Consider the following 23,533-nt stretch of genomic DNA (forward strand, 5'->3'; position numbering starts at 1 on the left):
GTCGGGTGGTCGATCAATAGGCCGAGGATGCCGTGGCCTTCGGGGTACGGGCCGATCGCCGCGATCTCCTCGGCGGTCACGCCGTGCGTGATGAACCGCACGAGCCGCTTACCGTCTGGGCCGACCACGCCGAGTGCGCCGTACCGGGCGCCGACCAGCTCACAGGCAGCGGTCACGATCCGGTCGAGGGTGCTGTTCAGATCGAGGTCGGCGCCGATCCCGACAACAGCGTCGAGCAGGGCCCGGAGCCGCTCCTGGGAGTCCAGGATCTCGTCCACCCGGCCCAGCAACTCCTGCAACAACGCATCCAGTCGGACCCTCGACAAGCCGGCAAACTCCAGCGCGCCCTCGTCCCAGGTATTGCGCGGTTGGTTGTTCGTCCCACCCATGCGCGCAACGGTACGGAACCACAGACCGAAAGGGAACCGGCGCGGCCGCTGCCGACGAGCGGGCCGAAGGTCCTGTGGGCGGGCGTCTTCGGTCCCGCTGATCGGTGCCCGGCGGCACTGCCGGCGAGGTGCCCGCGAGCGAGACGCTGGGGGTAACCGATGAGGAGGATGAAATGGGGCTACCAGCCGAAGCCGCCGGGTGAGCTTGCCGACGCTGCACTCCGCGCGGCTGTCGCGCACATCCGCCATCACTACGGTTACACCCTGCAGATCACGGCGGTCTCGGAACAGGGCGCCCGGCTGAAGGTGCTGCCTCAGGCTGCCCGGCATGCCCGGCTGTTGATCGTCGGGCGGACCCGGACTCGCGGTCCGCAGCGTCTGGTGGCCGCGCAGGGCAACATCTACCTGACTCGACGGCGACGTCGAGAGCTCTTGGGTACGCCGTGGCGACCTGACCGTGTCGGAGACGCTGGCCGGCTGGGCCGACGAGTACCCCGAGGTCAAGGTGACGCGCTTCCTGACGGCCAAGCCGGTGGTCGAGGCGTTGGTCCACGAGGGTGCAGAAGCCGGTTTGGTCGTCCTGGGAGCTCGCGCCGGTCTGCTTCCGGTCGGAGATCCGATCGCCCGCCGGGCCATCGCCGCGATGGCTTGCCCCGTCGCGATCGTGCCGCATCACGTGACCGCAAAGGAACGCGCTCAACGCCTACGCGCTGTCGACCCGGGTGGCGAGGTCGTAGTCCCGACCTACTGATCGGTCCTCGGTACGTCGCGCCTGCTGTCCGTCGGCCCCGAGTCGACCACGGCACTCAACCGGGCGCGCCTTCGCCGGCGAGCGGCACGAACGGGTCGACGCCGACCAGGAATTACTTGCCCTGGGCATCGCCAACCCTTCCGCACCCGGACCGCCACCTGAACCGGCCGGGTGATGAACGGCTCAGCGCGACGGTGGGTCGACGACCACGATCCGATGGATCTCCTCGGTCAACCGCCGGATCTCGCGGGTGAGCTCGGTGTTCGTCTTCAGTTCCTGCTCCTGCTCGACGAAGTCGTGATCGGCCTTGGCCTTCTGGAACTCGGCCTGCCGGTTCTGCCCGATCATCACGAAAGTCGACAAGAAGATCGCCTCCAGCGAGACGATCAGCGTGAGCTTGGGCCAGGGGTCCGCCTCGAACACCAGCATCCACAGCGCGAACAGCCCGGCGTGCAGGTAGACGAACATCATCGAGCCGGCGAACGCGGTAATGGCGTCGGCGATCCGCAGCTGCACGTCGGCCGCGCGTTCGCGCTGGTGCGCGACCACGACCGGGTGATGTGCTCCGGGCCGGAGCCGGGTGAGTGTGCTCATCATCGTTCCCCCTCCGACGGGTGTGGGCGTTGCGCCCAGGCGAGGAGCCGGCGGCCTTCGAGGACTTCGATGGTCAGCCGGATGAGGTGCTGGTCGTGGTTGGCGGCCCAGGGGCGGATCGGTGTGGTGTGTTCGACGAGTGCCGCTTCGGCGGGGTCGACGACGGATAGCCGGCCGGTGGCGGTCACGGTCCAGCCCCGATGTCGGTCGGGGTCCACGGTGTCGGCCTCGAAGGCGACGACGTCCCCGCGTTGGGCGGCGCGGTATTTGTCACCGTCGGCGGTCGCGAAGAGGACTGTTCGGTGGTTGGTGTGGAAGTTGACCAGCCGTACGGCGGGCAGCCCGCCGCGGGTGTAGACGAGCCGGCCGACCGGGACCGAGGAGAGGAGTTTGAGGCATTCGTCGTCGTCGATGATTTGGAGGCCGGTGTGGTCGAAGCGGCGGGGCGGGGCACTCATCGTGACCCCTTTCGAGGGTGGTGGCGGTCTAGTGTGGTGGTCAGGACTGACTGCGACTGCGGGAGTGGCGCGACATGGCGATCAAGGTGTTCTTGCTCGATGACCACGAGGTGGTCCGGCTTGGGTTGCGGCAACTGCTGGAGGCCGAGGGCGACATCGAGGTGATCGGTGAGGCGGGCACGGCCGCGCATGCGATCGCACGCGTTCCGGCGCTGCGCCCTGACGTCGCGGTCCTGGATGTGCGGCTGCCCGACGGTGACGGGATCACGGTGTGCCGGGAGTTGCGGTCGGCGATGGACGATCCGCCTGCCTGCTTGATGTTGACGTCGTATTCCGACGACGAGGCGTTGTTCACCGCGATCATGGCGGGTGCGGCGGGCTATTTGCTGAAGCAGGTCAGCGGTACGGATCTGGTTGGTGCGATCCGCCGGCTGGCGGCGGGGGAGTCGTTGCTGGACCCCGCGATGACGACGGCGGTGCTGGAGCGGTTGCGGCATCCGGCCGTGGAGGACGACGATCCGCGGTACAAGTCGCTGACCGAGCAGGAGCGCAAGATCCTCGACCTGATCGCTGAGGGCAAGACCAACCGGCAGATCGCGCAGGAGATGTTCCTGGCCGAGAAGACCGTGAAGAATTACGTCTCGGGGTTGCTGCGCAAGCTCGAGATGGAGCGCCGGACCGAGGCGGCCGTTTACGCGGTCGAGCGGGCCAACCGCCAGCAACCGCCGAAGTGATCTCGCCACCTCACCAGGCACGAACGCGTCGTCCACTGACCTGCTCCGGTTCGATCACGATGTAGACCTCGCGGTCGCCACCGGCCCAGGGCTCGACGTCCATCGCGGTACGGAGCCGCTCGGCCTCCCCGGGGCCGGCTTGCCGCGCGGTGCCGCTGACGAGGACGCTCCACCCTTGGTGCATCCCCTCGTCCAGGCGGTCGATCTCGAAGCTGACGGCGCCGGACCCGTAGCGTCCCAGTGCGGTGGTCGCGCTGGTCCGGAAGACCACGGCACCGTCGTGCAGCCCGAAGTTCACCGGTACGACGTTCAGCCGGCCGGCCAGCTGGAACGCGACCCGGCCGACGCCACCGGGCTCGATCAGCCGGCGGCACTCGTCGTCGTCCATCGTCTCGAACACTGGATGCAGCGCCGCTGGGCCGGCGCCGGCGGGCCGCTGCGGCTGGGCGCCGAGCAACTCCGAGATCGTCGTGTCGAGGGCACCGGCCAACCGCATCAGGGCGCCGCCGGTCAGTGCGACCGGTGCGTTCTCGATCCGGTCGACGTACGACGGGTCCAGCCGCGCCCGCTCGGCGACCTCGTCACGGCTCAGCCCGAGCGCCAGCCGCCGCGCACGAACCCGCCGGGCCAGATCCCCACCGGATCTTCCGTGGTTGTTCCCGACTCGGTTCACCGTGTCCATTGCCATCACCTCTGGACCATGAGAACCCGCGACCGCTCTGCGAAACATCTGCCATCGGCCTTCTGACCCAGGGACCTAGGTCCCTCCCGATCGGCAGCCAGGGCGATGACGATCAGAGCATGTTCCAGATTCGAGTGCACGGTCGCGGTGGTCAGGGCGTGGTGACCACCGCTGAACTGCTGTCCGTCGCGGCTTTCGCCGAGGGCAGGCAGGCCCAGGCGTTCCCGACCTTCGGGTCGGAACGCACCGGCGCTCCGGTGGTCGGCTTCTGCCGGATCGACGACCATCCGATCCGCAGCCACGAGCCGGTCGCGCGTCCCGACGCGGTCCTGATCCAGGACGCCACCTTGCTGCACCAGGTGGACGTGTTCGAAGGACTCGATCCTGAGGGCTATCTGCTGGTCAACACTTCACGCACCTTGTCCGAACTCGGCCTGGCGCAGTACGTCGAGCGGTTCGGCCGGAACCGGGTGATGACCGTCCCGGCGACCGAACTGGCCCTGAAGCACCTGGGCCGGCCGCTGCCGGGCGCAGTACTGCTCGGCGCCTTCGCGGCGCTCACCCGGCAGGTCGAGATCGAGTCGGTGAACCAGGCCATCCGCGAACGTTTCTCGCCAGTGGTTGCTGCTGGCAACATCGCCGCGGCTGACGAGGCCTATGACTACGTCCGCGCACAGATCAAGGAGTGGGCTCGTGCTCAAGCAGATTGAGGGTTCCCGCGGCGTGGCGGAGGCGGTGGCACTGAGCCGCCCGGAGGTGATCTGTGCCTACCCGATCTCGCCCCAGACGCACATCGTCGAGGCGCTCAGCACTCTGGTGAAGTCCGGCGAGCTGGCCCCGTGCGAGTTCGTCAACGTCGAGTCCGAGTTCGCGGCGATGTCGGTGGCCATCGGGGCCTCCGCCGCCGGCGCCCGGGCCTATACGGCGACGGCGAGCCAGGGGCTGCTCTACATGGCCGAGCCGCTCTACAACGCTTCCGGTCTCGGCCTGCCGATCGTGATGACGGTGGCGAACCGGGCGATCGGCGCTCCGATCAACATCTGGAACGACCACAGCGACTCGATGTCCCAGCGCGACTCGGGCTGGATCCAGTTGTACGCCGAGACGAATCAGGAAGCGCTCGATCTGCACATCCAGGCTTTCCGGATCGCCGAGGAGCTGTCGCTGCCGGTGATGGTCTGCATGGACGGGTTCGTGCTGACCCACGCGGTGGAGCGGGTCGACGTGCCGGAGCAGGGGCAGGTCGACGCGTTCCTGCCGCCGTACGAGCCGCGGCAGGTCCTCGATCCGGAGGATCCGATCTCGATCGGCGCCATGGTCGGCCCGGACGCCTTCACCGAGGTCCGCTACCTGGCGCACGACAAGCAGATGCAGGCGCTCGACCTGATCCCGGCGGTCGCCGCGGACTTCAGAGCAGCCTTCGGGCGCGACTCGGGTGGGCTGGTCCGGCCGTACCGCTGTGAGGACGCCGAGACGGTCGTCGTCGCGCTCGGGTCGGTGCTCGGCACGATCAAGGACACCGTCGACGAGCTGCGCGACGAAGGGATGAGCATCGGCGTACTCGGCCTGACCTCGTTCCGCCCGTTCCCGCTGGACGCAGTCCGTACGGCGCTCGGCGGTGCGCAGCGGGTCGTCGTACTGGAGCGTGCCCTCGCGGTCGGAATCGGCGGCATCGTCGCCGCCAATGTCCGGATGGCGCTGTCGGGCATCTCCTTGCACGGCTACACCGTGATCGCCGGTCTCGGCGGTCGCGCGATCACCAAGGCTTCGCTGCGCCGCCTCTTCCACGAGGCGGCAGCCGACAAGCTCGAACCGCTGACGTTCCTCGACCTCGATCGCGACCTGGTCGAGCGCGAACTGCAGCGGACCAGGACAACGCGACGTTCCGGGCCGGCGGCGGAGAACCTGCTGCGCGACCTTGGCACCCGAGTCGGTTGAGAGGACAGTCATGGAACGCGTGCGGTTCTACCAGATCGGAAGCTACGCTGCCGGGAACCGGCTGCTGGACGGCGAACTGCAGACCGTCCAGTCGGACACCCACCGGACCAACTCCCTCAACTCGGGGCATCGTGCCTGCCAGGGCTGTGGGGAGGCACTGGGCGCCCGCTACGCCCTCGACGCGGTGATGCGTGCCACCGGCAACCAAATGGTCGCGGTCAACGCGACCGGCTGCTTGGAAGTGTTCTCCACGCCGTACCCCGAGACCGCCTGGCAGGTGCCCTGGCTGCACTCGCTCTTCGGCAACGCGCCCGCGGTCGCCACGGGGGTCGCCGCCGCGCTCAAGGCCAAGGGACGGACCGACGTACGGGTGGTCGGCCAGGGCGGCGACGGCGGGACGGTCGACATCGGCCTGGCCTGTCTGTCGGGCATGTTCGAACGCAACGACGACGTGCTGTACATCTGCTACGACAACGGCGGCTACATGAACACCGGTGTCCAGCGATCCGGGGCGACGCCGCACGGTGCCGCGACGACGACCACTCCGGCGGTCGGGCCCCAGCCGGGCAACGACTTCGGGAAGGGCAAGAACCTGCCCGCGATCGCGATGGCACACCGCATCCCGTACGTCGCGACGGCGACGGTGGCGGATCTTCGTGACCTGGAGTACAAGGCGACCCGGGCGATGAAGTTCCACGGCGCGCGGTACCTGCATGTCCTGGTCCCTTGCCCACTGGGCTGGAGGACGGCGTCGAACGAGACCGTCAAGATCGCCCGGCTGGCCACCGAGACCGGAATCTTCCCTGTCTTCGAGGCCGAGGACGGCGAGGTGGTCGCGGTCTCGAAGATCCGCAGGCGACTTCCGGTCGCGGACTATCTGCAACCGCAGGGACGCTTCGCGCACCTGTTCGGCGCGACGCCCCGCGAGGACGTCATCGCCAAGATCCAGGCCGAGGCGGACCGCAACGTCCGTGTCTTCGGACTGACCGACCCCGAAGTACCCGTTCACGGAGTGGTGAGTTAGATGCCTGAGGCAAGCAAACACGGCACGCTGCCGTTCGCGATCACCCTCGACCCCGGCTCCAGCCTGGCGAACAAGACCGGCTCGTGGCGGACCGAGGTACCGGCGTACGTCGATCGGTTGCCGCCGTGCAACGACGCGTGCCCGGCGGGGGAGAACATCCAGCAGTGGCTGCACCACGCGGAGGAGTCCGGGTACGAGGCGGCCTGGCGCCAGATCATGGCCGACAACCCGTTCCCGGCGGTGATGGGCCGGATCTGCTACCGCCCGTGCGAGACGGCCTGCAACCGGGCCATCCTGGACGAGCCGGTCGGCATCAACTCGGTCGAGCGGTTCCTCGGCGACGAGGCGATCAAGCAGGGCTGGGCCGTGTCCGTGGATGCGCCGGCCAGCGGCAAGCACGTTCTCGTTGTGGGGGCCGGGCCTTCCGGGCTCTCTGCGGCGTATCACCTGAGGCTGCTCGGCCACGAGGTCACCGTTCGCGACAGCTGCCCCGAAGCCGGCGGGATGATGCGCTACGGCATCCCGGCCTACCGTCTGCCACGCGACGTCGTCGACGCCGAGATCCAGCGGATCGCCGACCTCGGCGTACGGTTCGAGCTGAACACGACCGTGGCGGACCTGCGGGCCGAACTGGACGCTTTCGACGCGGTGTTCCTGGCGGTCGGAGCGCACGTCGGCCGGCGCGCGGACATCCCCGCCGGCGACTCCGCCCGCATCCTCGACGCCGTGTCCGTGCTGGCTCAGGTGGAGCAGGGCGACCAGCCGTTGCTCGGCCGCCGGGTCGCGGTCTACGGCGGCGGCAACACGGCGATGGACGTCGCCCGGACCGCGCGCCGTCTCGGCGCCACCGACGCCGTCGTCGTCTACCGCCGGACCAGGGACCGGATGCCCGCGCACGACATCGAGGTCACCGAGGCGCTCGAAGAAGGTGTGCGGATGCGCTGGCTGTCCACCATCACGTACGCCGACGCGGGCCGGATCACGATCGAGAAGATGAAGCTGGACGAGACCGGGTTCCCGGTGCCGACCGGCGAGTTCGAGGACCTGGAGGCCGACTCGGTCGTGCTCGCGCTCGGGCAGCTGTCCGACCTCGCACTTGTCGAGGGTCTGGACGACGTGACGATCACCGACCACGTCGTACAGGTCGGCGCGCATCTGATGACCGGCCATCCGGGTCTCTTCGCGGGCGGCGACATGGTCCCGTCCGAGCGCACGGCCACGGTCGCCATCGGCCACGGGAAGAAGGCCGCCCGGAACATCGACGCCTGGCTGCGCGGTACGACGGACCAGCGGCCGCCTCGCCACGACCTGGCCACTTACGAGCGGTTGAACACCTGGTACTACTCGGACGCTCCGGCCACCGTACGACCGCGGCTGGACCTCGCCCGGCGGGTCAGCACCTTCGACGAGGTCGTCGGCGGCCTGGATGCGTCTACCGCGTTGTTCGAGGCCCGGCGCTGCATGTCCTGCGGCAACTGCCTGGAGTGCGACAACTGCTTCAGCGTCTGCCCGGACAACGCGATCATCAAGCTCGGCGGTGGCAAGTACGAGATCGACCTCGACTTCTGCAAGGGCTGCGGACTGTGCGCGGCCGAATGCCCGAGCGGGGTCATCGAGATGTGCCCCGAACGGCTCTGACCGGCTTTGACTACAAGGGTTCGGGGTCTCGGAAGCAGCGCTTACGTCGTATCGGTGCTCGGCACCGTCGACGCCACCGCGTCTCCACCGACGACAGCCCCGTCTCAGTCCTCGTCATCCCCACCAACGAGGAATGGCAGATAGCCTGCGAGACCCTGTCCGCGTTCAAGGTCAGCTGATCAGGGTCTTGGTGGCCTCGGCGATGTCGTTGAGGGCGGCTTTGGCGTCGTTGAACAGCATCCGCGTCTTCGGGTCGGAGAACAGTGGGTTGTCGATGTCGGCGTAGCCGTGGCCCATCGAGCGCTTGATCACGATGACCGTGCCGGCCTTGTCGGCGTCCAGGATGGGCATGCCGTAGACGGCCGAGCCCGGTGTGCGGGCGGCCGGATTGACGACGTCGTTGGCGCCGACGACCAGCGCCACGTCGGTGTGACCGAACGCGCGGTTGGCGGTCTCCAGGTCGAGCATCTGGTCGTACGGCACGTGGGCCTCGGCGAGCAGGACGTTCATGTGACCGGGCATCCGGCCGGCCACCGGGTGGATCGCGTAGGAGACGGAGATGCCGCGGGAGATCAAGGTGTTGGCGAGGTCGACGAGTTCGCTCTGGGCGCGAGCCGCGGCGAGGCCGTAGCCCGGCACGACGACGACGGAGGTGGCGTAGGCGAGTTGCATCGCCACGTCGTCGGCCGTCACCGACTGCACCGCTCGGTCGTCCGTGCCCGGGACACCGGTGGTAACGGCGTTGTCGCCGGTGCCGAATCCGCCGGCGACGATGTTGGCGAGGGAACGGTTCATGGCCTTGGCCATCAGGACGGTCAGGATCGTGCCGGACGCGCCGACCAGTGCGCCCGCCGTGATCAGGACCGTGTTGCTGAGCAGGAACCCGGCCATCGCCACCGCCATGCCGGTACAGGCGTTGAGGAGCGACACCACGACGGGCATGTCGGCTCCGCCGATGGGCAGCACGAAGGTGACGCCGAGAACGATCGCGGCCGCACCGGCGGTGGCCAGCGCCCAGCCGGGGCCGGTGCGGGTGATCGTGAGGAGTGCCGCGGCCAGCACGGCGACGGCGAGCAGGAGGTTGACGCCGCGGGCGCCGCGGAACACCACCGGGCGCCCCGGCACGATGCCCTGGAGCTTGCCTGCGGCAACCAGTGAGCCGGCGAAGGTGACCGCACCGATGGCGATGTCGGCGACGAGGACGAAGCCGGTGCCGGCGCTGATCGAGTCGAGACCGGCGGGCCGCTGTCCGGCGTCGACGATCGCGACCAACGCCGCCGCGCCGCCGCCGACTGCGTTGAACAGGCTCACCAGTTGCGGCATGTCGGTCATCTTGAACCGGCGGGCGGCGATGAATCCGGCGGCGCCGCCCACGACAGCGCCGAGGGCGAGGGCGATCAGGCCCCAGCTGCGGGCGGTGCCGTCATGGATCAATGCGAGGACGCTGGTCCCCAGTGCGAGCAGCATTCCCGTGCCGGAGACGAGGTTGCCCCGTCTGGCGGTGCGCGGGGAGTTCATCAGGTGCAGGCCGATGATGAACAGCGCCGCGGCGGCGAGGTAGGCCAGATGCCGACCCGTCTCGAAGTCAGTCATGAGTGTCTCCTTCGGCCGGGCGGGGTTCGACGGGCTTGCGGGGCCGGAACATGGCGAGCATCCGGTCGGTGACGACATAGCCGCCGGCGACGTTCGCGGCCGCGAAGGCAGCGGCGACGAACGTCAGCAGATAGCTCCCGGTGGCCGCGGCCTCGGCAGCGATCGACACCGTGCCGACGACGACGATGCCGTGGATGGCGTTACCGGCCGACATCAAGGGCGTGTGCAGGGTGACCGGCACCTTGCTGATCACCTCGATCCCGACCAGGACCGCCAGCACGAACACGGCCAGGTCAGCGAACAGGCTGTAACTCATCGTGGTCCTCCGGGGTGACGAGGTGGTGGTCGTGGGTCAGGACGACGGCCGACTGGATCGGATCGTCGAGGTCGATCGTCGGCCGGCCGTCGGCGAGCAGGTGCTCGAGGACGCTGACGAGATTGCGTGAGTAGACGAGCGAGGCCGCTGCGGGGATCGTGCCCGCGAGTTCGCCGGCGCCGACGACAGTGACGCCGTACGGCGTGGTGTCGGTCCGGCCCGGTACCGAACCTGCGACGTTGCCGCCGAGGCCACTGGAAGCCAGGTCGACGACCACCGAGCCGGGGCGCAGTCGCGCCAGGGCGTGCTCGGTGACGAGGAGCGGTGGGGTCCGGCCCGGCACCTGGGCGGTGGTGATCACGACGTCGAACTTCCCGATCGCCTCGGCCAGTCGGGCCTGCTGGCGACTCGCCTCGTCCGTGCCGAGCTCCCCGGCGTAGCCGCCGCTCCCGCTCGAGGTGATGCCGAGGTCGAGGAACTTCGCCCCCAGCGACTCGATTTCACCGCGGGCCTCCGGCCGTACGTCGTAACCGTGTACGACGGCGCCGAGCCGAGCGGCAGTCGCGATCGCCTGCAGACCCGCGACGCCGGCACCGAGCACCAGCACCATCGCCGGGCGCAACGTTCCGGCGGCCGTCATCAGCAGCGGGAAAGCCGACGGGTAGGCCGTGGCGGCTACCAGCACGGCCTTGTAACCGGCCAGGTTGGCCTGCGAGGTGAGCGCGTCCATCGCCTGGGCCCTGCTGAGCTTGCGCGGCAGCTCGTCCAGGCTCACGACGGTGACGCCGCGGTCGGCGTACCGGCTCATTGCTTCGGTGTCGGTGCGCCTGCCGGCCAGACCGACGAGCAGTTGGCCGTCGTGGAGCGCGGCAGCCTCGAGCGGGTGAACGCAGGTCACGACGTTGCTGCCGGCAAGCACTTCCGTCCTTGCCACCACCTGGGCGCCGGCGGCGGCGTAGTCGGAGTCGGTGGCGTACGCACCGGCGCCGGCACCGCTCTCGACCAGTACGCCGGCCCCTCGGCCCACCAGCTTGCGGACTGATTCCGGCAGCAGCGAGACACGTTGTTCGCCAGGGTGCTCGGTGGGAATCCCCACCACCACGGACCAGACCGTGGTGGTGGCGGAGGGGGCGGTGCTGTTCACGATGTCCGTCCTTCTGGGTCCGCGCCGGTCGGCGCCGTGGTACCGGGTGACGAAGTGGAGGTCGGGACCTGCCGCCAGGGACAGGCCGTCGGCGTAGCCGGGTTCGACGTCGAGGACGAGGTCGGTGTGCGGCCACGCCTCGAGCTGGCGCTGATCGACGTACACCGGGCAGCCGCCGACCTCTCCGACCAGGTGGTCCTGGTCGCCGGTCAGGAACTCGCCGAGTTCGAAGCACATCGGTGCGCTGCCGTCACAGCAGCCGCCGGCCTGGACGAACATCAGCGGTCCTCGTCGGGCGACGAGATCGGCGATTGCTCGTTCAGCGGCGGCGGTTGCCGTGACCCGGGGCAGCCGGGACTTGTCCATGGCTTGGCCGGTTCCGGTGGTCAGAACAGTCCGACGGGGTTCTCGTCGGTGCTGATCAGGACGCTCTTGGTCTGGCTGTACAGATCGAGCATCAGCTGGTGGTTCTCGCGGCCGATGCCGGAGATCTTGTAGCCGCCGAAGGACGCGCCGGCCGGGTACTGGTGGTAGCAGTTGACCCAGATGCGGCCGGCCTTGATGCCCCGGCTCATCCGGCTGGCCCGGTTGGCGTCCCGGGTCCAGACGCCGGCTCCCAGCCCGTACAGCGTGTCGTTGGCGATCGCGAGCGCGTCGGCCTCGTCGGTGAAGGTGGTGACGGCCAGGACGGGGCCGAAGATCTCCTCCTGGAAGACGCGCATCTTGTTGTGCCCCTTCAGCACGGTCGGCTGGTAGAAGTAGCCCCCGGCGAGGTCACCGGTCAGCTCGGTCGCGCTGCCGCCGATCAGGACCTCGGCGCCTTCGGCCCGGCCGATCTCGACGTACGAAGCGATCTTGTCGAGCTGCTGCTGGGAGACCTGCGGGCCGATCATGGTCGACTCGTCCAGCGGGTCGCCCTGCTTGATCGCGGCGATGCGGGCCAGACAGCGCTCCATGAACCGGTCGTAGATCGACTCCTGGACCAGCGCGCGGGACGGACAGGTGCAGACCTCGCCCTTGTTGAACGCGTAGAGCACCAGGCCCTCGATCGCGCGATCGAGATAGGAGTCGTCCTCGGCCATCACGTCGTCGAAGAAGACGTTCGGCGACTTGCCACCGAGTTCGAGGGTGACCGGGATCAGGTTCTGCGAGGCGTACTGCATGATCAGCCGGCCGGTGGTCGTTTCGCCGGTGAAGCCGATCTTGGCGACCTTCGGGCTGGTCGCCAGTGCTTTGCCGACCTCGCCCCCCGGTCCGGTGATGACGTTGACGACACCTGGCGGCACGACGTCCTGGATGATCTCGGCCAGCTTCAGGATCGACCACGGCGTCGGCGAGGCAGGCTTGATCACCGAACAGTTGCCGGCGGCAAGGGCCGGCGCGAGCTTCCAGGCGGCCATCAGCAGCGGGAAGTTGAACGGGATGATCTGGCCGACCACACCCAACGGCTCGCGGAAGTGGTACGCCGTGGTGAGCTCGTCGATCACCGTCAGCCGGCCCTCCTGGCTGCGCGCCGCGGCGGCGAAGTACCGGAAGTGGTCGACGGCCAACGGGATGTCGGCGTTCAGGGTCTCGCGGACCGGTTTGCCGTTCTCCCAGCTCTCGGCGACGGCCAGCATCTCGCGGTTGGCCTCGATCGCGTCGGCGATCCGGTTCAGTACGGCGGCCCGCTCGGTCTGACTCGACCGGTTCCACTCGAGCGCGGCGCGGTGGGCCGCGTCGAGCGCCTCGTCGACGTCCTCGGCCGACGAACGCGCCACCTGACAGATCGGCCGGCCGGTCACAGGGCTCAGGTCGGTCATGTACTCACCGTTGTGCGGTGCAACCCATTTGCCACCGATGAAGTTGTCATAGCGTTCGGCAACCTCGACGAGACTTCCTGGCGTGCCCGGTGCTGCGTAGATCATAGATCCTCCTGATGCTCTCGAGCTGGACAGCTCCAGACTTGGCGTCGTTCGCGGCGCCCCGCAGGGCCTGAGGTCACCAGTTGACCGGGACCTTCAGCCCGGTCAGCACGGTCCGTGGTCTCCAGACAACGCAGGGATGTGGGCGCATCGTCGGAACAAGAGGACGAGTCCGCGACTGGGCCGGTCGCGCCCGGGTGGACGAAAGTCCCGCCGATCGGAGTACGACGTCCCTGTCGTCGCCGGCCGGAGAGGCCGGATGGTGGACTCAGACCGGCATCGGTTCGCCGGCGGCCTCGAGACGGAGGACACGATGACCGACCGAGAGATGGCTGGGGACGTGATGCACACAGAGCCGATCGCTGTCCGGCCGGACACCCCGCTGCCCGAGGTGGCCCGGAAGATGACCGCGCTGGATCTGGAGCTCGTGCCGGTGGTGGACGAGAACGGACAGTTGGTCGGGTTCCTGACGACGGCGGATCTCGCCGTCCTGACGGTCGAACGGAAGCGGGGAAGGCAGCTTCCGGCAGGCCACTACCTCGGCTGACCGACGCCCAAAGGCCCTGTGACGCGGGACCTAGGGCTCTGACCAGCTTGCACGGCCCCGGCGCACGCTGGGACTGCAGAAGATCCGACACAACGAAGGGCCGGACCGATGACGACGATGCGCCGCTGGAGTGTCGAGATCTACATCGACGAGCACGAGGAGAGCGGGCTGACCCACGCGGAGGCCCGGCTGCACACCAACGACCGGACCCAGCTGGTCGGCCAGGGCGATGCGCACCGCAATCCCGTGGACGACCAGGCCGCCGAGATCGGCGACGAGCTGGCCGTGGCCCGCGCGCTGTCCGACCTGTCCCACCAGCTTGTGCACGCGGTCGCCCGCGACCTCGAGGACGTCGCCAAACGCTTCGGCTCGCCGGCGCACTGAGGCACCGGCCGGTCCTCGGCAACGACCAGGAATTTTCTGCCTTCCCCGACCGACTGAAGGATTGATCATGAAGAGTGCACCCGAGTTCGTCCTCGTCGGGGTCGACGAGACTCCGGAGAGCCAGCTCGCGCTGCGCTGGGCGATCCAGGCCGCCGCCGCGCGCGGCACCGGCGTACGGATCGTCCGTGCCTACCTGGACCAGGTGGCCCAGTGGCCGGCGATCGGAGCCGAGGGCTTCATCCCCCCGTCGCAGGCGGACCGCTACCAGACCGAACTCGACGCCGCTGTCGACATCGTCCGGGACCGGCTCGGCTACGAGAACGGCTCCGGCTGGCTGGCCAACCAGCCGGCCGCGAACGCGATCCTGACCGAGGCACCGCAAGCGGAGCTGATCGTGCTCGGGTCGAAGGGCGGCACCAAGCTCGGTGCGGCGGTGCTGGGTTCGGTCGCGACCGCCGTGACGGCGAAGGCGCCCTGCCCGGTCGTCGTGGTCCGCGGTACGCCGGCCGACGGGCCGATCCTGATCGGCACGGACGGCTCCGAAGACTCCGATGCTGCCGTCCGGTTCGGATTCGAAGAGGCGCAGCGGACCGGCAGTGACCTGCAAGTCGTCTACTGCTGGCAGCCCATGGGCCGCAACGAGGTGTCGATCGACGAGGCCGAGGAGTTGCTGAAGGACTGGCTCGCCGACAGCCTGGCGCCGTACCGGGACAAGTTCCCCGGCGTGCGGGTGCGCGCCGAGGTCGTCGCCGGCCGGCCGTCCGTCGTACTTGTCGAACGCAGCAGCGGCTGTTCCATGGTCGTCGTCGGCTCCCGAGGCCGCGGTGGAGTCAGAGGCCTGCTGCTCGGCTCCGTCAGCCAGAACCTGCTCCACCACGCGAACTGCCCCATCGCGGTCGTCCGGCCCCCGAGGCGATAGCGATGAGACACCGGCTGACCGTCGCGGACGTCATGACGACCGATGTCGTCACGGTGCCCGAGGACGCGGGATTCAAGGTGGTGGCAGAAACCCTGGCCGAGCGCCACATCAGCGCCGTACCCGTGATCGGGAGTTCAGGCACCGTGGTGGGCGTGGTGTCGGAGACGGACCTGTTGCGCAAAGAGGAGTTTCAGCGGGCAGCGGAGCGGCCGTGGCTGGTTCGCTGGTGGCAGCGTCGGCGCCGGGCGAAGGCAGCCGCCGTGACGGCGGGGGAGCTGATGACCCGCCCGGCGGTCACCGTGGTGCGGGATTCCACCATCGACGAGGCAGCCCGCCTGATGGCGGCCCGCGACATCACCCGGCTGGTCGTGACCGATGCCGACGGCTACTTCCTCGAAGGCATCGTGACGCGGTCGGATCTGCTGAGCGCCTATGTCGCCACGGACGATGAGATCCTGCGACGGGTTCGGCTGGACGTGATCCAGCACGCCTTGTGGGACGACCCGTTCGGTGTGGAGGTGTCGGTGACCGACGGTGTCGTGACGCTCGCCGGTGAGCTCGACAACCGCAGCCTGGTGCCGATCGCCGAGAAGCTGACCCGCGAGGTGGACGGCGTGGTCGATGTCCGCAACAACCTGACCTGGGCGTTCGACGACACCGTCACGACCCGAGATTGAAGGCATCGTGCACAGCGTCGAGACCGTACCCGCGCACCTCGAGCAGACCTCCGCCCAGGTGCTGATCGCCTCGCGCCTGGCCAAGCGGTTCGGAGACCGAGTGGCTGTCGACGACGTCAGCTTCGCGGTCGCGGCGGGGGAGACCTATGGACTGCTCGGGCCGAACGGCGCAGGCAAGACGACCACCATCCGGCTGATCTGTGGGTTGCTCCGGGCGGACGCCGGGCAGATCCTGATCGCGGGACAGCCGATCAGTACGACGGCGACACCGGCGAAGAAGTCCATCGGCTATGTCCCGCAGGAGATCGCGCTGTACCCCGATCTGACCGCGCGGGAGAACCTGCGGTTCTTCGGCCGGCTCTACGGGCTGCACGGCAAGGCACTGAACCACCGCGTCGGCAAGGTCCTCGACCTGATCGGGCTGTCGGAACGCGGTCGTGATCGGGTCGAGTCGTTCTCGGGCGGGATGAAGCGCCGGCTCAACATCGGCGCCGGGCTGCTGCACGAACCCACCCTGCTGGTCCTCGACGAGCCGACCGTGGGAGTGGACCCGCAGAGCCGGCACGCGGTGATGGAGAGCGTGCGGTCCTTCGGTGCGGCCGGGATGGCGGTGCTGTACACGACGCACTACATGGAGGAGGCCGAGCGTCTGTGCGACCGGGTCGGCATCATCGACCACGGTCGATTGGTTGCCGAGGGCACCCGTCGGGAGCTGGTCGCGCAGCTCGGTGAACACGACCACATCCAGCTGACCGCGACCGGTGATCTCGCCGCGCTGGCCGATCGCTGCCGTGGGCTCGAAGGAATCGACCGGGCGGACGTCAAGGACGGCCAGATCCAGTTGCTGGCCACCGAGGGACGCCGGTTGCTGCCCGCCGTACTGGAGGCAGCGGAGCGGATCGGTACGACGGTGCGCTCCGTCGAGGTTGCCGAGCCCGACCTGGAAGCAGTGTTCCTGCACCTCACCGGCACCGCCTTGCGGGAGTGATCGTGAACACTGCCCTGGTCATCGCCGCGAAGGATCTGCGCCATCGCCTCCGGGACCGCTCGGCCATCGTCCTCGGGTTCATCGCCCCCGTCCTGGTGGCGGCCTTGATGAGCTTCGCCTTCTCGTCCGTGGAAGCGTTCCACGCCGATATCGCCTTCGTGGACAACGACCACGGGCAGATCGCGGTCGCTCTGCGGACCGCCTTGACCAGCCGGGAACTGTCCGACGTTCTGAGCATCGAATCGGTCGGCAGCGAGCAGCAGGCCGGTAAGTTGGTGGACGACGGCGATGTCGGTGCCGGACTGGTGATCCCCGCTGGATTCAGCGCGGCGGCGGTAGGCGACGAACCCGTCGGCCTGACCGTGCTGGGCAGCCCTGACAATCCACTCGAAGCGCAGGTGGCGAAGGCTGTGGCGGATGCCTATGTCGCGCAACTCAACGCGGACCGGCTCTCGGTGCACACGGCGCTGGCGGCCGGCGTACCTGCTGGTCGTACGGCCGAGTTGGCCAAGGCAGTGGCCGGACTGAGGCTCCCTGAGTCGGTCGAGGCCCGGGCGACGGGCTACCGGCAACTGACGACAGCCAGCTACTACGCACCGGCGATGGGCATCATGTTCGTCCTGTTCGCGATCGGGTTCACCGCTCACAGCTTCTTCGCCGAGCAGCGTGGCGGAACCCTGGAACGGATCTCCGCCGCACCGATCGGCCGGGGCGGCGTCCTGCTCGGCAAGTCGCTGGCGGCCTTCGTCTACAGCGTTGCGAGCCTGACCAGTCTGGCCGTCGTGTCGTCGCTGGCCTTCGACGCGCAGTGGGGCCCACCGCTCCCGGCCGCGGCGCTGATCCTGGCGATGTCGGCGGCGCTCGTGGCCTTGACCGCTCTGGTCATCGCCGTCTCGCGCACGGAGCGACAGGCGGACGGGATCGCGATGATGATCACCTTTGCTCTGCTGTTGCTCGGCGGGAACTTCGTCCTGATCAGTCAGGCCCCCGACCTGTTGCGCAAGCTGGCTCTGCTGACCCCCAACGGCTGGGCGCTGCGTGGCTTCACCGATCTTGCCACCGGTGCGGCCGCGACCGCCGCGCTCGCGCCGGCGCTCGTGATCCTCGGGATGGCCGCGCTGGTCGGCCTGCTCGCCGGTGTGATCGGTCGTTGGAGGGCCGCCTCATGACCGCTCTCGCCGTGGCTGCCGCCTCACTTCGCCGGATGCTGCGCGACCGGACCGCGTTGTTCTTCGTCGTCTTGTTGCCGGTGCTGGTGATCGCGATCATCGGCACCGTCGTGCACAACCCGGGCGGCTTCCGGATCGGCGTACTGGCCGGCCAGGCCGCGGGTCCGGCCCTGGCCACTTCGCTGGTCGACGATCTCGGCGCGGCCGGTCCGGTCGAGTTCCAGACCGACGAGCAGGCTGCTCGTACGGCGTTGCGGCGTGGCGAACTGGACGCGGTGGTGCTCGTTCCGGTCGACCTGGAAGCGACTTTGCTGCGCGGCGACGACGTGGTGATCCCGGTGCTGGCAGGTGGTGCGGAATCGACGCAGAGCGCAGTACGGTCCGCCGTTTCCGCTGCCGTCGCCCGGCATGCCGAACGGGTCCAGGCGGCGGCGTTCGCCGCTCGGCGTACGAACAGCTCCGTTGCCGAACAGTTGCCTAGGGCCACTGCTTTGCAGCGGGTGACCCCACGCATCTCGGTGAGCACGGAGAACGTCGCGAGTGGTAGCGACTACCTGCCGCTCGGGTTCGGGTACAGCGCGCCGACCATGTTGGTGTTGTTCGTCTTCATCAATGCGCTGGCCGGTGGTGCGACGGTGGTGCAGACGCGGCAGCTCGGGATCTACAGTCGTGCGCTGGCGGCACCGGTCCGGGCGCGGGACCTCGTCTTCGGCGAAACCCTGTCCTACTTGACGTTCGCGCTCCTCCAGTCGGCGCTGATCATCGGCACCGGCTCGTTGCTGTTCGGTGTCAGCTGGGGCAATTTGCCGGCGGCGATCGCGCTGGTCGTGACCTGGGCGCTGGTCGGGACCGGTGCGGGCATGCTCAGCGGAGCAGTCTTCAAGACCCCGGACCAGGCGTCGGCGATCGGCCCGGTGGTCGGGATCGCGTTCGCCATGCTCGGCGGCTGTATGTGGCCGCTGGAGATCGTGCCGGAAACCGTCCGCACGGTCGGCCACGCGACCCCGCATGCCTGGGCGGTGGACGCCTGGATCACCTTGCTGTCCCGCGCGGGCGGCCTCGCGGACATCGCGACGGACCTCGCGGTGCTGGCCGGCTTCGCCGCCGGAATGCTCGGACTGGCGGCCGTTCTGCTCCGGCGCCGCCTCAGCAGCTAACGGGTCCCATACACCATGAACACGGTTGGGAACTAGGGGCCTCCGGCCCTGTTCCAGGCGGGGCTGATTGGGCTTTGATGGAACCGACAGGTTGTTGCCGGGGGTCGTCCGTGGTCCGCGGACCGGTGGGAGAGGTGACCTTGACGGAATCGCCGGCGCCGCACGCCGTGGGTGTGCAGACCGAGTTCGACCGGGCCGGGCTGGAGATCCTCACCGACGAGCAGTGCCTTGCGCTGCTGCCGACGGTACCGGTCGGTCGCATCGTGTTCACCGAGGGAGCCCTGCCGGCCGTGCAACCGGTGAACTTCGTCGTCGACGGCCGCTGTGTGATCATCCGGGCGATGACCGGTTCGAAGCTGGCCGTCGCGGCCGCCGGCGCGGTGGTCGCCTTTGAGGTGGACGAGTACGACGCGACGACCGAGACCGGCTGGAGCGTGACCGCCGTCGGCCAGGCAACCGTCGTCACGGACCCCGCAGAACTCGACAGAGTCTCGCAATTCCCGCTGCGCTCCTGGGCCGGCCGCCTGGACCACGTCATCCAGATCCACATCGCCCTGCTCCGGGGCCGTCGCCTGCTACGTACCTAGTACGGCGACCAGGCCGCGCGATCAGTTCGCCGCGGCCGGCCGCAAGCCGGTGACCGCGAACCTCTCGACGCCTTGGAGGTGACCACCGGTGGAGACGACCACGGTCAAGGCAGCACCGGCCGCGTGGCTGAAGTCGACGCGGGCCGACCACGGCTGCCGCACACCGGTCGAGTGCTCCGCTTAGCGGGTGCCGACGAGGCGCCACCAGGAAAAAGAATCCGCTGGTTCCTGGAGTTCGGGCTTGCTCAGAACGTCGTCGCGGTGGAGGCCGGGAAGGACGTGGTACCGGATGGAGCCCGGTGCGCTGACGAGTTCGAGAATGCGCCACAAGGCGCGGGCGTAGGCTTCGGCGGATTCGGCACCGTCCCATTCGTAGAAGCCCCGGTAGGTGGCGGAGTCGTCGTGCGCCAGCCACAGCTTGGAGATCAGGCCGGGGAAGCCGGCGAACAGGGGAGTGTTGAACAAGGACTCCCACCGGAAGAGCACGTGACCGGCCCCGCGCAGCCGGAAGGCGACCACCAGCACGCACGGGTCGGCTGGAGGTGGGCGGTCGATGACGGTCTCCCGGTACACCCGGCCCTCGGTTCCGTCAGCGAACCGCAGGAACAACCCAACATGCTCGCGCGGTTGGTGGATGCGTCGCTGGAGCAGCAGCCGAAGTGTGGTCAGTAGGCACCGGCCGACTGCAGTCGCAGCGACTTTCCTCGGCAGCGGACGTTGCTCGGCCATGAGCTCCTCCTGTCACGATGCTGGATGCTGTCGTCAGTCATCGTCCACCGGCGACACGAGCCGCGGCAGGGCCGGAGGGCCCAAAACGTCCCTCGGCTCGGACCTCAGGCCGGTGGCCTGAGCAACTGGAGGTTCTTGCCGATAAGGCCGTCCACGCCGAGGCGGTGGGCGTCGCGTACGGCGTACTCGGTGTCGACCGGCCAGGTCAGGACGACGGTCGCGCTCTGACGCAACTCCATGACGAGCTCCGGGGTGAGCAGGCGGCGGTGGACGCAGACGCCGTACGTCGGTCGGGTACGCAGCCTGGCTCGCAGGCGACGGAGCCCGCGCCGGCTGCCGGCGGACAGCACGAGCCGGACGTGTTCCAAGTCGCGAAACGCATCGAGCATCCACCAGTGTTGCGTGCACACGGTGACCACCACGTCCGGCATGACGTGGCGCAGTAGTGCGGCGAGCCTGCCCGCAAGACGCGGGTGGATTCCCTTCAGATCGAGCATCAAGCGGTGATCACGGCCGAGTGCCGCCAGCAGCTCGCGAGCTTCGAGCAACGGGGTGTCCCGGCGCCGGAGCAGCTCGCCTCGCTCCCAGAGCCACCACGGGCCGAGCGACTTGTGATGACGTACCTCGAGGCGTCCTCGGTAGGCGTGCACATCGGCTTCGACGAGGTCAGCGCCGGCATCCAGCGCGGACCGCAGCGTGCCGAGCTCGTTACCGGCCCGGTGCGCCACGACGATTCGGCGAGTCACGGCGTACTCGCTGACGGTTCGGTGAACCAGCCGCGCCAGCGGAGGAGGAAGCAACTGCCGCCGAAGAGCACGGCTGGAACCCAGTAGAGCAAGGCAGTCAGCGCCACCGCACCGAAGGCGTCCGTCCAGGAGACTCCGATGGAGGCCAGGCCCGCGACCAACGCGCCTTCACGAGGGCTTGCACCGTGGACGCCAGGCAGAACCCCGGCGATCTGACTCGCACCGAAAACGGCGACCAACTGGAACGCCGACACTGAGTCGCCGACGGCGTGGATCGCTCCGATCAGCAGCCCGAGAATCGTTGCCTGGTAGCCGATCGACAGCACTACGCCGGCCGCGAAGACACGCGGCGACGGCCACGGCCAGCGACCGGCCAGGTCGGGACGCCGCCGCCGTACGACGAGGGCCGCGGCGAGCACCACGGCGGCAAGGCCGAGCGCGACGACCAGCACACTCCACGGCAGGGTCACTCCGCACACTGCGACGGCGACAATCAGTCCGACGGCACCGACGAACCGGTCCAGAGCGACACCGGCGACCGCGGCAGAGCGTCGTACGCCGGTGGCCTCCAAGCGGTGCACCCGCCAGAGGTCGGCGCCCGCGTGCCACGGCGAGATCAGGCCGAGGACCTCGCTCTCCGCATACGCCCGCAAGTGCCAGCGGCGGGTCTGTCCGCCGGTCGACACCGCGTGCCAGCGCAACGGACACAGAACGTACTTGCCGACCGCGAACGGGATCAGGCCGATCACTGCGGGCAGCAGCGTCGGATGTGGAACCCGGTCCACGTTCCACAGAGCCAGTCCGGTCGCGGCCAACAGCGCGGCGACCCGGACAGCGCGGCTGGAGACGATCGCGCGGCCGAGCCACAGGATGCGCGCGATTCGCCTGTCGCTGATGTGCACCACGGGCTCCTTCAGGGCTGATACCCGGCGCTCACCTCTAGTCGCCCCAGGACGCCGTGCAAAGACCATAACTGCCTTGTCCAAGCCGTGCGGCTCGTCGACCGCGGATCGGCGGTGCCGTGCGACACGCCGGCGTCCGCAGCGCATCGCGGATGACGCCGGCGTCCGCCGCGCATCGCGGATCGGGACGCATAGAGGGGTGCCGTTGGTCCCGGCGACAAAGGCGGTCCGGCCCTGGGGACAAGCCGGTCAGCGGACGAAGGTGGCATCACGAGCATCCGAAGGGGGAGTGTGCGATGGCGGCGCAGAGCCGGAAGACCGGATCGCGGCTGCCACAGCGCGCCTACCAGATCGCGCGGGAGGTGGCCCTGATCGCCACCGCCATCGTCTTGTACTTCGGCGTCCGGGGGCTGATCGAGACCCGGGTCGACCTTGCCTACCGCAATGCGGAGAACGTGATCGCTCTCGAGAAATCAGCCGGCGTTTTCGCCGAGCCCGAGTTGCAGGCCGCGGCCGGGCACCATGCCTGGCTGATCGATGCGGTCAGCTACTTCTACATCTACGGACACTGGCCGGTGTTGCTGACCGCGTTGCTGTGGTTACTGATCCGGCATCGCGACGCCTATCGGACCTTCCGCAACGCGATGCTGATCTCCGGCGGAATCGGCCTGGCGATCTTTGCACTGTTCCCGGTCGCGCCGCCGCGCTTCCTGGTCGGCTACGGCTTCATCGACACGGTCACCCAGCAGACCTCGGCGTACCGGGTCCTGCAGCCGCCGGCGTTCGTCAACCAGTACGCCGCCGTGCCGAGCCTGCATTTCGGCTGGAACCTGCTGATGGGAATCGCCATCGCCGGTCTGGCCGGTCAAAGGTTGCTGCGCTTGTTCGGCTGGCTGATGCCCGCGGCGATGCTCGCCTCGATCGTCCTGACCGCGAACCACTACCTCTTCGACGGCCTCGCCGGCGGCGTGATCGCACTCGTGGGTCTGCTTCTCGCCACGCGGTTGGCGAGAACCCGAGCCGGTCGGCAGACACCACCCGCGAGACGCCCGATCGGTCAGCGTCCGGCAGGCGAACGCCCGGTCGAGCGGCAGGCCGAGTCTCGTGATCCTTCTGGCCACGTCCTCGCGCAAGCGGACCCGGCGGTTAGTACGTCCATCCAGGTGTCCGCGAAACTGCCATAGCCGGGCATGTGGCCGGTGGTCGGTGACCCCGACCACCGGATAGCCGATCGACTCCCTAGACCGCGTGGCTGCTCACCTGCGGTGTGCGATGCGATCCATCGTGGCCTGGACGGCGGTTTCGCTCGGTTGGGGCCAGAACACGTCCCAGGCGTGGAAGATCAGGCCGATGCCCCAGCCGAACATCGGGAACGCCGGCCAGAAGAAGCCGGCACTCGTCAGGTACCAGATGACCACCAGGAAGGTGTTCACCGTCAGATAGGCGAGAACGTGGCCAGCGAGCTCACGGCGCTTGCGGAGCTCGTCCATCGCTTGTTCGCGCAACTTGTCATCATCGGTCCGGCTTGAACCCAGTGGCGTCTCGTTCATGACTGCCTCCTAG

The 23,533-nt window shown here is 68.8% G+C and carries 27 protein-coding genes and 1 pseudogene; 15 read left to right on the plus strand and 13 right to left on the minus strand.

The genetic code is table 11. The features are described 5' to 3' along the window. Positions 1 to 389 (minus strand): annotated as a pseudogene (locus DIZ26_RS03685) (diguanylate cyclase); the annotation flags it as partial. A 457-nt stretch (positions 390 to 846) separates the two neighbouring features. On the opposite strand from DIZ26_RS03685, the gene DIZ26_RS03690 reads away from it, so the two are divergent. Then, on the plus strand, positions 847 to 1,140 hold the full coding sequence (locus DIZ26_RS03690; protein WP_112237719.1) for an adenine nucleotide alpha hydrolase family protein: 294 nt from the start codon (positions 847 to 849) through the stop codon (positions 1,138 to 1,140). 183 nt (positions 1,141 to 1,323) lie between these two features. Here the strand turns inward: DIZ26_RS03690 and DIZ26_RS03695 are convergent, their stop codons facing one another. Together DIZ26_RS03695 and DIZ26_RS03700 are read right to left on the minus strand one after the other, a co-directional pair. After that, positions 1,324 to 1,737, minus strand: a complete 414-nt coding sequence (locus tag DIZ26_RS03695) for a DUF1003 domain-containing protein (RefSeq protein WP_198675881.1) — start codon at positions 1,735 to 1,737, stop codon at positions 1,324 to 1,326. After that, positions 1,734 to 2,192: a pyridoxamine 5'-phosphate oxidase family protein gene (locus DIZ26_RS03700; protein WP_112237723.1), complete on the minus strand. Its 459-nt coding sequence runs from the start codon at positions 2,190 to 2,192 to the stop codon at positions 1,734 to 1,736. The genes DIZ26_RS03695 and DIZ26_RS03700 overlap by 4 nt, the downstream gene beginning before the upstream one ends. A 74-nt stretch (positions 2,193 to 2,266) precedes the next feature. Here DIZ26_RS03700 and DIZ26_RS03705 point away from each other — a divergent pair, with 74 nt between their 5' ends. Continuing rightward, the gene (locus DIZ26_RS03705) at positions 2,267 to 2,926 is read left to right on the plus strand and encodes a response regulator (protein WP_112237725.1); all 660 of its coding nucleotides are present in this window, start codon (positions 2,267 to 2,269) and stop codon (positions 2,924 to 2,926) included. A 10-nt stretch (positions 2,927 to 2,936) separates the two neighbouring features. Here the strand turns inward: DIZ26_RS03705 and DIZ26_RS03710 are convergent, their stop codons facing one another. Further along, positions 2,937 to 3,608 (minus strand): helix-turn-helix domain-containing protein, encoded by a 672-nt coding sequence (locus tag DIZ26_RS03710; RefSeq protein WP_112237727.1) that lies wholly within the window; start codon positions 3,606 to 3,608, stop codon positions 2,937 to 2,939. Between the two features lie 119 nt (positions 3,609 to 3,727). On the opposite strand from DIZ26_RS03710, the gene DIZ26_RS03715 reads away from it, so the two are divergent. Genes DIZ26_RS03715 through DIZ26_RS03730 form a run of 4 tightly spaced genes read left to right on the plus strand, consistent with a single transcriptional unit; the run spans position 3,728 to position 8,208 of the window. Beyond that, on the plus strand, positions 3,728 to 4,318 hold the full coding sequence (locus tag DIZ26_RS03715) for a 2-oxoacid:acceptor oxidoreductase family protein (protein WP_112237729.1): 591 nt from the start codon (positions 3,728 to 3,730) through the stop codon (positions 4,316 to 4,318). Further along, on the plus strand, positions 4,302 to 5,546 hold the full coding sequence (locus tag DIZ26_RS03720; protein WP_112237731.1) for a transketolase C-terminal domain-containing protein: 1,245 nt from the start codon (positions 4,302 to 4,304) through the stop codon (positions 5,544 to 5,546). Before DIZ26_RS03715 ends, DIZ26_RS03720 begins: the two co-directional genes overlap by 17 nt. Before the next feature lie 10 nt (positions 5,547 to 5,556). Then, a complete protein-coding gene (locus DIZ26_RS03725) occupies positions 5,557 to 6,570 on the plus strand; it encodes a thiamine pyrophosphate-dependent enzyme (RefSeq protein ID WP_112237732.1) in 1,014 nt (337 codons plus the stop codon). Continuing rightward, positions 6,571 to 8,208 (plus strand): NAD(P)-binding protein, encoded by a 1,638-nt coding sequence (locus DIZ26_RS03730; RefSeq protein WP_112237734.1) that lies wholly within the window; start codon positions 6,571 to 6,573, stop codon positions 8,206 to 8,208. It begins immediately after the preceding gene. A gap of 171 nt (positions 8,209 to 8,379) precedes the next feature. Here DIZ26_RS03730 and DIZ26_RS03735 read toward each other — a convergent pair whose 3' ends face one another. Genes DIZ26_RS03735 through DIZ26_RS03750 form a run of 4 tightly spaced genes read right to left on the minus strand, consistent with a single transcriptional unit; the run spans position 8,380 to position 13,168 of the window. Beyond that, positions 8,380 to 9,801 (minus strand): NAD(P)(+) transhydrogenase (Re/Si-specific) subunit beta, encoded by a 1,422-nt coding sequence (locus tag DIZ26_RS03735; protein ID WP_112237736.1) that lies wholly within the window; start codon positions 9,799 to 9,801, stop codon positions 8,380 to 8,382. After that, complete coding sequence (locus tag DIZ26_RS03740) at positions 9,794 to 10,117, minus strand: NAD(P) transhydrogenase subunit alpha (RefSeq protein ID WP_112237738.1); 324 nt, start codon at positions 10,115 to 10,117, stop codon at positions 9,794 to 9,796. Before DIZ26_RS03740 ends, DIZ26_RS03735 begins: the two co-directional genes overlap by 8 nt. Then, the gene (locus DIZ26_RS03745) at positions 10,095 to 11,627 is read right to left on the minus strand and encodes a DUF779 domain-containing protein (protein WP_112237740.1); all 1,533 of its coding nucleotides are present in this window, start codon (positions 11,625 to 11,627) and stop codon (positions 10,095 to 10,097) included. The genes DIZ26_RS03740 and DIZ26_RS03745 overlap by 23 nt, the downstream gene beginning before the upstream one ends. A 20-nt stretch (positions 11,628 to 11,647) precedes the next feature. Continuing rightward, positions 11,648 to 13,168, minus strand: a complete 1,521-nt coding sequence (locus tag DIZ26_RS03750; protein WP_112237742.1) for an aldehyde dehydrogenase family protein — start codon at positions 13,166 to 13,168, stop codon at positions 11,648 to 11,650. Positions 13,169 to 13,424: 256 nt separating this feature from the next. On the opposite strand from DIZ26_RS03750, the gene DIZ26_RS03755 reads away from it, so the two are divergent. The 8 genes from DIZ26_RS03755 to DIZ26_RS03790 all read left to right on the plus strand — a co-directional run bounded on the left by DIZ26_RS03755 (position 13,425) and on the right by DIZ26_RS03790 (position 19,593). Continuing rightward, entirely contained in the window at positions 13,425 to 13,712 is a 288-nt protein-coding gene (locus DIZ26_RS03755; protein ID WP_157979568.1) for a CBS domain-containing protein, read from the plus strand. A gap of 108 nt (positions 13,713 to 13,820) precedes the next feature. Next, the gene (locus DIZ26_RS03760; RefSeq protein ID WP_232828129.1) at positions 13,821 to 14,096 is read left to right on the plus strand and encodes a DUF1876 domain-containing protein; all 276 of its coding nucleotides are present in this window, start codon (positions 13,821 to 13,823) and stop codon (positions 14,094 to 14,096) included. 67 nt (positions 14,097 to 14,163) lie between these two features. After that, the gene (locus DIZ26_RS03765) at positions 14,164 to 15,015 is read left to right on the plus strand and encodes a universal stress protein (RefSeq protein WP_112237746.1); all 852 of its coding nucleotides are present in this window, start codon (positions 14,164 to 14,166) and stop codon (positions 15,013 to 15,015) included. A gap of 2 nt (positions 15,016 to 15,017) precedes the next feature. Continuing rightward, on the plus strand, positions 15,018 to 15,692 hold the full coding sequence (locus DIZ26_RS03770; protein WP_112237748.1) for a CBS domain-containing protein: 675 nt from the start codon (positions 15,018 to 15,020) through the stop codon (positions 15,690 to 15,692). 7 nt (positions 15,693 to 15,699) lie between these two features. After that, on the plus strand, positions 15,700 to 16,680 hold the full coding sequence (locus DIZ26_RS03775; RefSeq protein ID WP_198675882.1) for an ABC transporter ATP-binding protein: 981 nt from the start codon (positions 15,700 to 15,702) through the stop codon (positions 16,678 to 16,680). 2 nt (positions 16,681 to 16,682) lie between these two features. After that, on the plus strand, positions 16,683 to 17,849 hold the full coding sequence (locus tag DIZ26_RS03780) for an ABC transporter permease (protein ID WP_157979569.1): 1,167 nt from the start codon (positions 16,683 to 16,685) through the stop codon (positions 17,847 to 17,849). Next, positions 17,846 to 19,006 carry an ABC transporter permease gene (locus tag DIZ26_RS03785; RefSeq protein ID WP_112237752.1) on the plus strand — a complete coding sequence of 387 codons (1,161 nt, stop codon included), beginning with the start codon at positions 17,846 to 17,848 and terminating at the stop codon, positions 19,004 to 19,006. The genes DIZ26_RS03780 and DIZ26_RS03785 overlap by 4 nt, the downstream gene beginning before the upstream one ends. A 134-nt stretch (positions 19,007 to 19,140) precedes the next feature. Continuing rightward, on the plus strand, positions 19,141 to 19,593 hold the full coding sequence (locus DIZ26_RS03790) for a pyridoxamine 5'-phosphate oxidase family protein (RefSeq protein ID WP_232828130.1): 453 nt from the start codon (positions 19,141 to 19,143) through the stop codon (positions 19,591 to 19,593). Between the two features lie 21 nt (positions 19,594 to 19,614). On the opposite strand, the gene DIZ26_RS37340 is transcribed toward DIZ26_RS03790, so the two are convergent. From DIZ26_RS37340 to DIZ26_RS03805, 4 genes are all read right to left on the minus strand, one after another. Next, positions 19,615 to 19,755: a hypothetical protein gene (locus DIZ26_RS37340; protein ID WP_157979570.1), complete on the minus strand. Its 141-nt coding sequence runs from the start codon at positions 19,753 to 19,755 to the stop codon at positions 19,615 to 19,617. Between the two features lie 18 nt (positions 19,756 to 19,773). Beyond that, entirely contained in the window at positions 19,774 to 20,322 is a 549-nt protein-coding gene (locus DIZ26_RS03795) for a hypothetical protein (protein ID WP_112237756.1), read from the minus strand. Positions 20,323 to 20,426: 104 nt separating this feature from the next. Beyond that, positions 20,427 to 21,068 (minus strand): glycerophosphodiester phosphodiesterase, encoded by a 642-nt coding sequence (locus DIZ26_RS03800; RefSeq protein WP_198675883.1) that lies wholly within the window; start codon positions 21,066 to 21,068, stop codon positions 20,427 to 20,429. After that, positions 21,065 to 21,970: a lysylphosphatidylglycerol synthase domain-containing protein gene (locus DIZ26_RS03805; protein ID WP_157979571.1), complete on the minus strand. Its 906-nt coding sequence runs from the start codon at positions 21,968 to 21,970 to the stop codon at positions 21,065 to 21,067. Before DIZ26_RS03805 ends, DIZ26_RS03800 begins: the two co-directional genes overlap by 4 nt. A gap of 296 nt (positions 21,971 to 22,266) precedes the next feature. Here DIZ26_RS03805 and DIZ26_RS03810 point away from each other — a divergent pair, with 296 nt between their 5' ends. Next, positions 22,267 to 23,154 carry a phosphatase PAP2 family protein gene (locus tag DIZ26_RS03810; protein ID WP_157979572.1) on the plus strand — a complete coding sequence of 296 codons (888 nt, stop codon included), beginning with the start codon at positions 22,267 to 22,269 and terminating at the stop codon, positions 23,152 to 23,154. A 72-nt stretch (positions 23,155 to 23,226) separates the two neighbouring features. Here the strand turns inward: DIZ26_RS03810 and DIZ26_RS03815 are convergent, their stop codons facing one another. Further along, positions 23,227 to 23,520, minus strand: a complete 294-nt coding sequence (locus DIZ26_RS03815; RefSeq protein ID WP_112237762.1) for a 2TM domain-containing protein — start codon at positions 23,518 to 23,520, stop codon at positions 23,227 to 23,229. Between the last annotated feature and the right edge of the window lie 13 nt (positions 23,521 to 23,533).

Source organism: Kribbella monticola (assembly GCF_003261635.1).
Classification (GTDB): domain Bacteria; phylum Actinomycetota; class Actinomycetes; order Propionibacteriales; family Kribbellaceae; genus Kribbella; species Kribbella monticola.

Coding starts and splice junctions, on each gene's coding strand:
- DIZ26_RS03695 (WP_198675881.1), bottom strand. CDS start 1,737: ATGATGAGCACACTCACCCGGCTCCGGCCCGGAGCACATCACCCGGTC.
- DIZ26_RS03700 (WP_112237723.1), bottom strand. CDS start 2,192: ATGAGTGCCCCGCCCCGCCGCTTCGACCACACCGGCCTCCAAATCATC.
- DIZ26_RS03705 (WP_112237725.1), top strand. CDS start 2,267: ATGGCGATCAAGGTGTTCTTGCTCGATGACCACGAGGTGGTCCGGCTT.
- DIZ26_RS03710 (WP_112237727.1), bottom strand. CDS start 3,608: ATGGACACGGTGAACCGAGTCGGGAACAACCACGGAAGATCCGGTGGG.
- DIZ26_RS03715 (WP_112237729.1), top strand. CDS start 3,728: ATGTTCCAGATTCGAGTGCACGGTCGCGGTGGTCAGGGCGTGGTGACC.
- DIZ26_RS03725 (WP_112237732.1), top strand. CDS start 5,557: ATGGAACGCGTGCGGTTCTACCAGATCGGAAGCTACGCTGCCGGGAAC.
- DIZ26_RS03730 (WP_112237734.1), top strand. CDS start 6,571: ATGCCTGAGGCAAGCAAACACGGCACGCTGCCGTTCGCGATCACCCTC.
- DIZ26_RS03735 (WP_112237736.1), bottom strand. CDS start 9,801: ATGACTGACTTCGAGACGGGTCGGCATCTGGCCTACCTCGCCGCCGCG.
- DIZ26_RS03740 (WP_112237738.1), bottom strand. CDS start 10,117: ATGAGTTACAGCCTGTTCGCTGACCTGGCCGTGTTCGTGCTGGCGGTC.
- DIZ26_RS03745 (WP_112237740.1), bottom strand. CDS start 11,627: ATGGACAAGTCCCGGCTGCCCCGGGTCACGGCAACCGCCGCCGCTGAA.
- DIZ26_RS03750 (WP_112237742.1), bottom strand. CDS start 13,168: ATGATCTACGCAGCACCGGGCACGCCAGGAAGTCTCGTCGAGGTTGCC.
- DIZ26_RS03755 (WP_157979568.1), top strand. CDS start 13,425: ATGGTGGACTCAGACCGGCATCGGTTCGCCGGCGGCCTCGAGACGGAG.
- DIZ26_RS03760 (WP_232828129.1), top strand. CDS start 13,821: ATGACGACGATGCGCCGCTGGAGTGTCGAGATCTACATCGACGAGCAC.
- DIZ26_RS03765 (WP_112237746.1), top strand. CDS start 14,164: ATGAAGAGTGCACCCGAGTTCGTCCTCGTCGGGGTCGACGAGACTCCG.
- DIZ26_RS03770 (WP_112237748.1), top strand. CDS start 15,018: ATGAGACACCGGCTGACCGTCGCGGACGTCATGACGACCGATGTCGTC.
- DIZ26_RS03785 (WP_112237752.1), top strand. CDS start 17,846: ATGACCGCTCTCGCCGTGGCTGCCGCCTCACTTCGCCGGATGCTGCGC.
- DIZ26_RS03795 (WP_112237756.1), bottom strand. CDS start 20,322: ATGGCCGAGCAACGTCCGCTGCCGAGGAAAGTCGCTGCGACTGCAGTC.
- DIZ26_RS03810 (WP_157979572.1), top strand. CDS start 22,267: ATGGCGGCGCAGAGCCGGAAGACCGGATCGCGGCTGCCACAGCGCGCC.
- DIZ26_RS03815 (WP_112237762.1), bottom strand. CDS start 23,520: ATGAACGAGACGCCACTGGGTTCAAGCCGGACCGATGATGACAAGTTG.